Origin of the sequence: Pseudoalteromonas sp. ASV78, assembly GCF_047806705.1 — a bacterium.
Classification (GTDB): domain Bacteria; phylum Pseudomonadota; class Gammaproteobacteria; order Enterobacterales; family Alteromonadaceae; genus Pseudoalteromonas; species Pseudoalteromonas prydzensis_A.
In genome coordinates this window covers 1813111-1824875 of record NZ_JBLOPA010000001.1, presented here as the reverse complement: position 1 = coordinate 1824875, position 11765 = coordinate 1813111, and the positions used below count along the sequence as shown (strand labels likewise).

The window sequence follows — 11765 nt, the reverse complement described above, 5'->3', positions numbered from 1 at the left end:
TGCTAATTAGTTGTTTACACAATTAACGTCTTTACTTCGAGTCATTAGGATAATGTATTATATAAAGCAGAGAGGGAGTTTTGTTAACTAGAGTCAATTTTACACAAATAAAAAAGGCAAGATATTGCTATCTTGCCTGATTGGAATAAAACTGAGCTGATGCTTTTATCAAGCTCAGTTTAAAAACCGCTATTACTGGGCGCTACTCTCAGTCAAACCTTGTTTTTCCCATACTTTAGCTTTAAAACTCATTAATACTAAAATGATACCTACACCGATACTAAATAATGCAATTTGTAGGTAAAGGTTAGGGATTTCTTCAACATTGTTAGGATCAAAGTTACCAGCAAGTAATCCAGAAATTACGTTACCAATTGAGTAAGTGAGTACGAATACCCCCATCATTTGACCTGTATAGCGACGAGGCGATAACTTACTTACGGCACTTAATGCAACAGGGCTTAAACAAAGCTCGCCCACGGTATGTAAGAAATACGTAGTAACAAGCCAATAAGGCGCTACTTTTAAGCCTTCAGCTGCGTAATGTGCCGCCATAAACATAACTAAAAATCCTGAAGCCATAATAACTAGACCCAAGGCACATTTTACGCTGTAAGTGGGCGATACCATTTTCTTTGATAGATTAATCCAAAGCGCGGCAAAAAACGGCGATAGGGCAATAATGAACAGCGAATTTAAAGATTGGAACCAAGTTGTTGGTATTTCAAATGTGCCAACAAGGCGATCTGTGTAGTCGCGAGCAAATAGGTTTAATGAAGAACCTGCTTGTTCAAAGCCAGACCAAAAACAGGCAGAGGCAATACATACTAAAAATAGTGCCCACATTCTTTGTTTTTCAGCATCGGTTAGTTTGCCATTGAAGTAAACAAGACCAAAGTAAATGAAAAAGATAATAGTAAATACAACAGCAGTATATCCTGCTACAACGGTAGGGTTAATTACAATAGCACCCGTCATCGCAGCAGCGGTTACACTGGCCGCAACAATTACAAATGTTGCAATACCAATCCATGCGCGTGATACACCTTTAGGACTTAATGGATTAGCTGGTAATGCGCTATGCTCTGGTAAGTTATTAAGTGTACGTTTGTATTGTATTAAACCGATACCCATACCTACAGCAGCTGCACCAAATGCCCAGTGCCAACCTACGTTTTCCATAAAGTAACCACAAACGTAGTAACCAATTAAAGAACCTAAGTTAATACCCATGTAGTAAATAGCATAACCACCATCACGGCGTTCATCTTCGTCAGTGTAAAGCTGACCAACCATTGCACTGATATTAGGTTTAAGTAAACCTGTGCCTGTTGCAACAAAGATTAAACCGATAAAAAATGAATAATCATGTGGAACGGCTAAAATAATATGGCCACACATGATAATGATACCGCCGTACCATACTGCTTTTTGACCACCAAATAATCTATCTGCTAGCCAGCCACCAGGCAAGCCTAAAAAGTATACTGAACCTGTGTATAAACCATAAATTGCAGCAGCAGAAGCAACGGTAAATCCTAAGCCTTCTTGTTGTAAACTCGCTGTCATAAATAATACGAGCATTGCTCGCATACCGTAGTAACTCATTCGTTCCCACATTTCTGTGAAAAACAGGGTTGAAAGTCCTTTAGGGTGACCAAACCAGCCACTGTCAGAATTTGAACTCATATTTACTTCCTAACTCAACGTTAATTATTGTGGCCTTATATTTTTTGCTTTGGTCGTTCATGTGATAACAACACAGTTGAACGGGTGGCCATGAATATTATTTTTAATGCAGCTAAGGTAATGGTTTGCTCACTAAGTTTTTGCTTAGTGGATAAGAGTCACACCCTTATCCTAGCTACAATTGCGGCTAAGTATACATAGACCCGTTGGTCAGGGGAAGTGCTTGCGATAGTTAGCTGTGCCATGGTTTTAAAACCTAATAGTCAGCATAAGGAACTACGGGGGTGCCTGGGAAAATCATTTCGCTATAAACAGGTTTAAAATAATAGCGGAAATAAAGCTGGGCATAGTTAGGTTCATAAAAATCAGCGCGATCTAAGCTAAAAAAGCCACCAAAAAACCAATGCGGTGTATAGCGATATTCAAAGCTACCGGCTAAGTTATATGACATGCCAGACGTTGTACTGCCTGCAAAAACTGGATCAACACCGGTGATTGAAGTTCTTTGTTGTGCCTGCGCTTGTAGCTGCGGATCATTAGGAAAAAAATCACTGTCGTCATTTGTGGTGGTTGACCATGAGATACCGGCTCGTACACGGTAAATAAAATCGTTATTAACGCGGCGGTCATAAGTAACCGGCATTGAAACGCCAAGGTAGTTTTGTGGGCTATAATAGCCGCCATGGCCAAAGGTTTCTTCACTTAAATTATATTGATAAGACCAGTGCAATAGGCTTGCACCGAATGTTAATTCGGTATTCTTTTCACGGATGTAACGGTGATAAGCGCCGCCCATAAGACTGTAACGTTGATTGTCTTTGACATTCTTGCCTTGTAATAACTGCAAATCAGCTGAGCCCCAAAAACCCCAATCAAGGCCTAGATCATGTGATAGATTAAATCGTAATGTGGTTGCTCTAACGCCCCCCCAAACTTCATTTGTAAATACATCTTCAAGGCCTGCATACGATAATACTGAGCTGGTTACGGGGCGTTTATTAAGTGTAATTCCATAACCAAAATTCCCTATGTCGCCATTGTAGTCAACACCCCAAACAATATCTTCCACCAAAAAACCCAGTGGTGTAGTGCCTATGTCAAAACGCCATGTATCGTTTAACCATGCAAAGCCAATATCAATGCCTTCTTGTTGTGGTTCAATACTATTTAACGGGCAATCGAAAATACACAATGCCCCTTGGCCATAGCGACTGCCCGAAAAGCTCTCATCAAAGCGGGTTACTTGACTGGCAATGGTCATCGGATCAAGTTTAATAACCCCGGTGCCATGCCAAAGTGGCAAGCCGACCTCAATAGGCATAGAGCCTGCACCTAGGCTGGCATCGTTCTGAGTACTGGTTTGACTGCTAAAGTTAATGCCGGCCGTTATATAGGCTTGCTCGCGCTGTTGAATTCGAGCAAGTTCCCTTTTCGCATTATTTACATACCAAGGTGCCTCGTCATTTAAGGCATATAATTCGTAGTTAAGAGTGGCATCGTTTTGTGCTTTTATACTGCTATTTGGTTCAATTGCCTCTTTATACCAGGTTTCTGCGTAAGCATTTTTATTATGAGTTTCTGCAACTTGCGCAGCTTGATAATACATTTCTTGGCTATAGCCTGATTTAACGAGTAACTCATTGGTTAAGCGAATAAGATTATCTTCATCTTGATAATCAACAAGGGCGGTCATTAATAACTGTTGCTGGTATGTTTGATCTTTATCTACGTCATTTATTAATGTAGTAACAATGCGATCTGCCAGAGCATGGTGATTTAGCTCGCGGCTAACCCTTGCTACGGCAAGTTCGGTATCGGGTGCTAATTTTTGGCCTTGTTGAACTTGCAACTGGTATAGATCAATAGCAGCTTGGGGTCTATTTAACTCAATATTAGCAGTGATAAGCGCATTATATACTACTGGGTTGTTAGGGTTTTGTTGAGCAAGTAACGCTAATTTTTCAAGGCGCTGCTCACCCTGGTTAAACTTATTGATGTAATCAGTTTGCAGAGATAGCCAACGTATTTGTTGTTCTTCAGTGGTCACTTTTGGTAGTTGATAGTGTGCAAACCATTGCTGTGTTTGTTGTTCCTTATCACTGTTTAAAAGCCATTGACCGTATGTCATATGCCAATAAGGACTTAAGCTGTTATCCCGTTCTAAGGCAGTGCGTAATTGCCTTAGTGCGTAATTGTATTCATTAATTTGCTGCCATTGTGCTGCCAGTTCTGCCTGCATTAAAGGCGTTAAAGGTTGGGCTTCGAGCTCTGTTAGATTATAAATAATCGTACTTTTATTATCTTCGCCGTTATTAGCAAGTTTGCTCATCTTGGCATTGATTGAAAGTTGCTGGGCGAGTTGAGCAACGTCTGCGGTACGGGCATTATTAGGCACGTAGCTAAGGGTATCAAGGGCGCCTTGGTAGTCGTTCAAAGATCGTAAAAACAGTGCGTGGCTGTATCGCAACTCAGCATCGAGGGGAAATTGCCATAAGGTCTTATTATATAAAGCTTTAGCGTGGTTTAGTAAGCCTTGTTGTTGATATAAGTTAGCCAGATCATAATAAAGCCAACTTTCTCTAGGCGTTTGTTTTATCGCTAAGAGAAGCAAATTAACGGCCTGATCTAATTTTCCTGCAGCGGTGAGCTCATCGGCACGCGCGCGTAATTGGCGACTTTGAATTCGAGTATACTGTTCAGTTATTAAAGCCTGTTGTTTTGCTGTTAACTGGTTATAAAATTGATGACTTCGGGAAAAGTTATCATCGCTACTTGTTAGGGTTAACATTGCCCCTAAGGTACGGGCTTGTAGCGGCTCTTGAGCCAAAATTTGCTGATAATAAACCATAGCTTGTTGAGCTTGGCCTGCTTTTTCTGCCAGTTGAGCGCGATAAAATAACACGGTCAGTGGGTCTTCATCGAGCGTGTGTGCTAAATCAAGTTGCAATTTAGCGCGACTTAGATTGTTGTCATCTATCGCTAACTCTGCCAAGTTTATGTATTGCCAAAACTTGGCAGTGGTTGCTAAACCTTTAAGGACCGCAATCCGATTAACATTGTCACTAAGCTGCTCGGCTTTTTTGAAATAACGGTAGGCTGCGGCATTATCTCCTTGGCGTAGCTTTAATAGTCCTATGCTACTGAGTACTTCAGGATCTTTAGGTCGACCAGCCAGAGCTGTTGTAAAGTATCGATTGGCTTGATTGTATTTTTCATTTTCAAGCGCAATAACCCCTTTTTGCCACGCTTGATATGCAGGATCGGCTTGTTTAATGAGCTCTTCTTCTAATTGTTTTGCAAAGTCATTATATTGCAGCTTGCCTTTATTACTTTTTGGATAAGCTAAAAAATAGCTTTGGTAAGCATTGTCTGTTTGTTTACTAATAGGCATTTCTTCAAGCGCGGACAACCATGCAGATTCAGCCTCAACAGCAAGAAATTTACTATGTGCATAGTGATTTAATATACGCAATGCATCATTGTTTTGTGGATTTTGCTCTAGTAAGTGTTTTGCGTAGGTAAGTTCAATACGACTAGATTCAGGGTAACGTTTAAGTAATGAGCGATAGCCTCGTAATGCTTGCTGCCAGTTATCGTCACTTTGCGCTAACCAGTTTATATATTCAAACTCATACTCGATACTAGGGTAGGTCGATTTGAATAAATTATCATAAAGTGCGATTGCAGCACTGTACTGTCCAGCTCGTGCTAACAATTTGGCTTCTTGAACTGATGCCCTGTCTTGGTCGTTAACCCGAGCTAATAAGCTTATTTGCTTAATACAAGGATGGTGTTCACCCTTTAATTTACTAAGTAGATTAGTTGCTTTACTGTTTTGAGCGAGTGCAAAATACACATGCGCTTGGGCGCATTGCACCTCAATATTGTTAGGTGCAATACTTAATAGCTTATCTAAGCTATCAGTCATTAACTGTAGATCTTGTTCGATCTCACCAAGCTGAACTTGGCTTATTAGCCAATGAACTGATTCTGTATCTAAGTCTTGCTGTTTAGACAGCGATACAAATGAGCTAAATAACAGTACAGCAAGCAGCCACTTTATCGGCATTCATTGCTCCAATTTGGAAGTAGCGCACCTTGCTTATCAATAGTAAAACGTTTATTTGTGGTACTCGTTCCAAACAAATATAGCACGCTGTCGTAATAACGATTTGTAATAAAGCGAGTGTCTATCATCAATTTTTGTTGTAGAGCTGCTAACGTTTGGGTTTGGCCTTTATCAGCAAGCAATGGTAGTAATGCAGCGATAAAGCCAGCAGGGCCAGAACCTGACGCTTTACCTGTATCGACTCGGCTTTCAAGTGGTGCTCTATTATTGTTTACTAGGTACTGCAGCATAGGATCGAACTGTGCTATTAGCTCTTTTTTGTATGCTGCTTCATCAGCCATCATACTTGCCCACAGGTAGACGCGAATTGCATTATAGCTACCAATAGCGGGGGCTTTATCTGTGTGGTAAAAACCTTTTTCGGGGTTATACATAACCCAATCAGGGCTGAAGCCATTTTTGCTGGTTTCAAGTATTAACTTGGCTGAACTGTCATGAAGTGCTTGCCATGCAGAGTGTGGATAACGCTGTGCAAACTGCTGCAAAATAAACAGTGGGGCATAACTTGGATTTAATTTCCAGGTTTGTTCACTCGGCTCAAAACCATTGGGTGCAGGAAGTAATGTTAACCCTAAGTTAGGTAAATAAGCGGTTTCTTCACGTATAATACGCTCTGCCATAACACTACTTAGCACAGCGTAACGCCGTTCTTGCCAAAGAATTGCTGCTTGTGAAAGTGTATAAGCTATCCATAAGTCTGAGTCGGATGCAGGGTTTGAGTCGAGAATTTTACCTTTTCCATTACCATCAATCCCCCATTGCCAAGCTGGCAGGCGAGTGCTTAAGTCGCCTTCAGCGAGATGGGTTTGCGTCCACTGTAAAATTTGCTCAAAGCTTGCTTGATCGTTTGCAAGTAGAGCAAAAAATAGCGCATAGGATTGACCTTCAGAGGTCGTAATACTTTGTTTACTACCAAGATCAATGACCCGACCTTGATCGGAAATAAAATGCTTTTTAAAGGTATCCCACTGAGACCAATCAGCGCAGCTTTGGGCTACAGCGTTTAATGGCCAAATAAGTAGCATGCTGACGAATAACACAATGTTTTTCATTATTTATTTTCTCCTTCAGATAATCGTTTTTGCGTCAGTAACATTAATAATCGCCATAACAAAAATGATATCAGCAACAGAGTAATAATCGACAGCACGGCGAGCAAAACTGGACGGTCTGAAAAGTGGAACCAAATTAAAGTATGAATAGGAACATGACCAACAAAATATTGTTCGTCAGTTTTTATCGTTTTTATACCTTGGCTATTGATAATTGCCGAGCTGCCGGTGATTTTTGCTGTTTGTTCATTTATCAGCAAAGCTTCATTCAACAGTGGGTAGGCTGCATTGTTCGTTGCGATTAAAGACACAACCGAGCGCTCAGAATCAAACGGAGATTGAAAGCCAGAGATGATGCCAAGTTTGCCCATACTTCGGATATTAACTTGAACTCTTTCAGGATCGCTCGTATTAAACGCACCATTATAAATAGCCTGGTTAACCACTCTATTGTTATCATTTATCAAAACACTGAGCGCACTGTCTTTGCTCATGTCATGATGAAGAGAGTCAGGTTTACCGATAATAATAATATCTTTGTCGTCAAAGTTAATATCTTGTGCTGGGAATTTAATAGCCAGTCGATGTGATGGGTAACCTGTTATTGCCCCTAAATGGCCTGTAAAGTTAAGCAATAGACGAATGCCTTCTACTGAACTGTTTGGTTCCATAATTAACACTGTTTGATGTAAATCGGCAAATTTAGTAAATGGAAAGCCACTGTTTGCAAAAGCATGTAGATTCGGTAATGCCATATAATGATTAAACGCACTCACATCAATTGAAGAACTGCCATCGATAGCGCCAAACTCACCGCCGGCAGGTATGGCGTTACATGCACCAGATTTAGCCACCGAAAAGTTAAAATCATAAGTAAGTTGGTTTTTCATGGTCAAATCTAAACCAGTTAACTCAAAGTCCTGACGCGTCTGATTTGGATTAATATCAGACAGTAAAGGTAAGAAAGTATTGGTTGTGATGGTTTTTCCACCGTCATCATCAAGTACAAAGCCATCAATGAATTTACCGTTGATCAGCATGTTCAAGCGAGAAATTAAGTTTTTTTCTACCGGTGTATTACGGTAATTAAGGGTGATAGGGATACCATTTTCACGCCACGTAAATAAATCCGGTGCAAAACGTAAATCAAGATTCACAGGTTGACCTCGAAACCCTTGTGACTGTAATTGAGTTGGGTACTCGATGAATTCATCAAATGTTACAGCACGGTCTGAGCGAAGCCAAAAAGGCGCATCATAGGCTTTACGAAGTGGTAACTTACTAATTTCATCAATCACTGCAGTGCGACCAGTCATTACTTTATGACCAAATAATAAACCAATCACAGCATCTTTTAGCTGCTTTGTATCTTTACCTAAAACAAGCAGTACTTTGGCATAGCGATGTGTTGGGCTACTGATTATTTCTATAGTCGGCTTTTCTACATCTGGGTAATTTAACAAAAAGTCTGGTTTGTCATTATTGGTTGCAAACACCACACTATGAGTGGTCGGTATTTTGTTTATTGCTACTGGGAAATCTGCTTTACGCCATTTTGCTTGCCCACCAAAGAAACTAGCAAGTGAGGACGCTGCTTCAAGCGTGGTTTCATCTGGTTGAGAAGCAAAAATGAATGGCAAAGTTAACTGGTTATTATCCCGCTCATCGTAAAAAGGAGCAGGGAAATACTCTAATAGGCTTTCTAAAGCCAAGCTTTGCTGTTCAATTTCTATCGCGCTCTCTTTATCTATTTCAGCCCAAATAGTTTTACTAAAATCATCCTGACAGACTAAATCATAAAAACCAATCAGTTCAAAACGAACTTGGTTAAAGTCTTTCATCAGTTTAGCGTTGAGTTCAATATTGTGCTGTGACTTTGAACCAGTAACAGCAAGCTTATTGTCTATAGGCAATACGGTTACCAAATGTTCGTTAAAAAACACTTTAATATGAGAAACACGTTCAATTAACGCAGGCGAGTTTGTGAAGGAAAAATTGAGCATTAACTTTGTGCCGAGTTTATCAAGGCGATTGGTAAAATCAACACGCGTATTATTGCTGACACCATCGAGCCTAAATTTGTTAATGCCTAAACGTTCAAAGCGCAAAGTTAACTGCTCTTGAGGAGGTGCTTCTGGGTAGCCATCATCAAAGATAGACTTATCTGAAAGTGGCTCTGCCGCTGTAGCCAAGCAATTAATGCTGAGCGTGCTTATAGCGAATAACACGGTGAATAACGATCTTATCATAATGTTTCAAATACTTTTTTAGGTTTTGTGGGTAAAAGTGTCGTAATAAACGCAATTGACCGCGATAACAGTTCGATCAAGGGTTTTAATTCATTTGGAGCATGAAAAATTAAATTTTTAAAGCCTCTTAGACTAACTCGTAAGACATTGGAAAAGCTGTAAGAAGGCTTATCATGCTTAAAGTTTTCTTGCCAATCAAGCCATGCATCCGCTCGCGAAAATGTACATTGGATAAACGCTTTTTGTTTTTCAATATCAAGATCTCTTAAAGTAAGACCTATTTGTTTATCACGTGTATTACAAATATAAGTAGCAAAGGAAAATTGTTTTAAACCGCGACTCATTAATAGCTCAACCTTATCGTTAACTCGGCAGGTTGCAATATGTTGTGTTTCTATCCCCACACCGCTGTCAGAGTAATCGGTTATTTTCACTTTAATGGTATGGCCATTGGCGAGTCTAATTGCCGCGGGGAAATTTGCGTTAACACGGTGTGAACTTCTCACTTGTTTAGCTTCTGCGGCAACCGCAACCGCAGCACCTAATATAATAATATTGTAGCTTGCCCAGAGCATGCTGATCAGCAGTACACCTATTTGTGATGTATCACCAAAAAATAGTCGTAAAATACCGTAACCCATGCCAACAACATTAATGAGCAATAAAACGATATATGGTTTAGAAATGATCCAGTCATACCGTTCAATATTATTTAGCCCACCTTTCTCGGTTACATTAAATTTGCCCTTATTAGGATTTATGAGGGCAACAGTCGTCGGTTTTAAAATATACCAGGCAAGCACTGACTCATATACTTCGCCCCAAAACGAATAACGATACTTGCCCTGAATACGTGAGTTGGTAATTTTTACTTGTAGTAAAGTGGGCACTATATACAAGAAAATAGCGAGAAAAGGGGCATAAATAATCGCTGCATTAAAATAGATAAGTGCTAGTGGAGCAGTTAAAAATACGATGCGGGGTATGCCTGATAAAAAGTGTAGCATAGCATTGAGGTAACACATGCGCTGTGCCAGATTTAATCCTTTACCAAGTAATGGGTTATCAAGACGGAATATTTGTGCCATGCCCCTGGCCCAGCGGATCCGTTGGCCTACGTGAGCAGAAAGACTGTCAGTGGCAAGGCCTGCTGCTTGAGGAATATTTATATAAGTTGTCTTATAGCCAGCTCGTTGCATACGCAGTGCTGTATGAGCATCTTCGGTAACGGTCTCTACTGCAAAACCACCAATTTCATCAAGCGCTGCGCGTTTTAAAACAGCACAAGAACCACAAAAGAAAGTCGCATCCCACATATCATTACCGTCTTGGATCAGGCCATAGAACAGCATATTTTCATTTGGTATTTTGCCTTGGTTATTTAAGTTTCGCTCAAAGGGATCGGCTGAAAAAAAATGGTGAGGCGTTTGCACCAAACATACTTTTTCATCTTTGATAAATTGCCCCATGGTCATTTGTAAAAATGAGCGGGCAGGGATATGGTCACAGTCAAAAATCGCAATATACTCACCATCAGTATATCGCATGGCATGATTCATATTTCCTGCTTTAGCATGGTTATTATCAGGACGTGCTATATAGCCAACCCCGATTTGTTTTGCAAACTCGGCAAATTCTGGCCGTTTGCCATCATCTAAAATATATATATTGAGTTTGTCAGCGGGCCAATCGATACTTTGCGCAGCAATAGCTGTTGGCTTTACCACGCTTAAAGGTTCGTTGTAAGTAGGAATATAAATATCAACTGTAGGCCACGATGTTGATTCTTCAGGCAATTGTACAGGTTTACGATTGAGTGGGTTGATAGTTTGAAAAAAACCTAATATAAGCACCAGCCATGCGTAAGTTTCAGCGAGTAACAGGCCAATACCTAACGCTAACGCTAAAGGGTCAGCCCAGTTTAGTGTTTCGGTATAACGCCACCATAAATAACGAGTCGAGGTTGTCACCGATAAGGTAATCATAGTGATCGTGGCAATCTGACCTTCAACACGACGCAAAGTGTAAGCAACTATTAGAATTAAGCTAATAAATACAGCTTGTGCTTCGACGCTAAAAGGCACCGTTACAAACACCACAACTGCAAAAAATAACAACATAATAAACGTAACTTTTAATATTTGGTTTTGCCAAATATTGGCTTCGCTGATACGTTTGTAATTAGCTTGTTGTGACCTTTTCTTGCTAATAAACCAAGCATGTTTAAAGGCTTTAACGAGTTTTATATCAACAAGGCGGAGAATACGAATTGAGCGTTTAATATCTTGCCACGTTTTTGTTCTTTCAGTATTGAAGTAAGCAAGGCTGGCTTTATTTGTTTTAAAAAAAGCTAAGTATACTGTTTGTAAAATAATCCGAACGCAATTACTGATTGTACATACAGGTAAAGTAACATGCGGATAGAAATAGCTAAGTCTTGATTTTATTTTGCGTTTTTTATTGTTATCTAATTTAACGAATAGCGATAAAAATAATAATAAAAAAGGTAAACAAAATGCGGCTATCACACTCATTTTGTGCTGGTTGAAATAACTATGGAATTTTAAAAAAATAAACCGTACGAGTAGCTTGCTAAAAAACAAGCTAAGTAAAAGCCGAAACGCTTTTTCAGTAAAAGACATACGT

Annotated in this window: 5 protein-coding genes; all 5 read right to left on the bottom strand. The window is 39.9% G+C overall.

All coding sequences use genetic code 11. From position 1 onward, the window contains the following. Positions 1–192 precede the first annotated feature (192 nt). Entirely contained in the window at positions 193–1689 is a 1497-nt protein-coding gene (locus tag ACMVDV_RS08355; protein ID WP_416157797.1) for a peptide MFS transporter, read from the bottom strand. A gap of 256 nt (positions 1690–1945) precedes the next feature. Then, positions 1946–5758 carry a cellulose synthase subunit BcsC-related outer membrane protein gene (locus tag ACMVDV_RS08350; protein ID WP_416157796.1) on the bottom strand — a complete coding sequence of 1271 codons (3813 nt, stop codon included), beginning with the start codon at positions 5756–5758 and terminating at the stop codon, positions 1946–1948. After that, entirely contained in the window at positions 5749–6870 is a 1122-nt protein-coding gene (bcsZ, locus tag ACMVDV_RS08345) for a cellulose synthase complex periplasmic endoglucanase BcsZ (protein ID WP_301561926.1), read from the bottom strand. Before bcsZ ends, ACMVDV_RS08350 begins: the two co-directional genes overlap by 10 nt. Then, on the bottom strand, positions 6870–9119 hold the full coding sequence (gene bcsB / locus ACMVDV_RS08340) for a cellulose biosynthesis cyclic di-GMP-binding regulatory protein BcsB (RefSeq protein ID WP_416157795.1): 2250 nt from the start codon (positions 9117–9119) through the stop codon (positions 6870–6872). Before bcsB ends, bcsZ begins: the two co-directional genes overlap by 1 nt. Continuing rightward, a complete protein-coding gene (gene bcsA / locus ACMVDV_RS08335; protein ID WP_416159068.1) occupies positions 9116–11761 on the bottom strand; it encodes a UDP-forming cellulose synthase catalytic subunit in 2646 nt (881 codons plus the stop codon). Before bcsA ends, bcsB begins: the two co-directional genes overlap by 4 nt. Between the last annotated feature and the right edge of the window lie 4 nt (positions 11762–11765).

Coding starts and splice junctions, on each gene's coding strand:
- ACMVDV_RS08355 (WP_416157797.1), bottom strand. CDS start 1,689: ATGAGTTCAAATTCTGACAGTGGCTGGTTTGGTCACCCTAAAGGACTT.
- ACMVDV_RS08350 (WP_416157796.1), bottom strand. CDS start 5,758: ATGCCGATAAAGTGGCTGCTTGCTGTACTGTTATTTAGCTCATTTGTA.
- bcsZ (WP_301561926.1), bottom strand. CDS start 6,870: ATGAAAAACATTGTGTTATTCGTCAGCATGCTACTTATTTGGCCATTA.
- bcsB (WP_416157795.1), bottom strand. CDS start 9,119: ATGATAAGATCGTTATTCACCGTGTTATTCGCTATAAGCACGCTCAGC.
- bcsA (WP_416159068.1), bottom strand. CDS start 11,761: ATGTCTTTTACTGAAAAAGCGTTTCGGCTTTTACTTAGCTTGTTTTTT.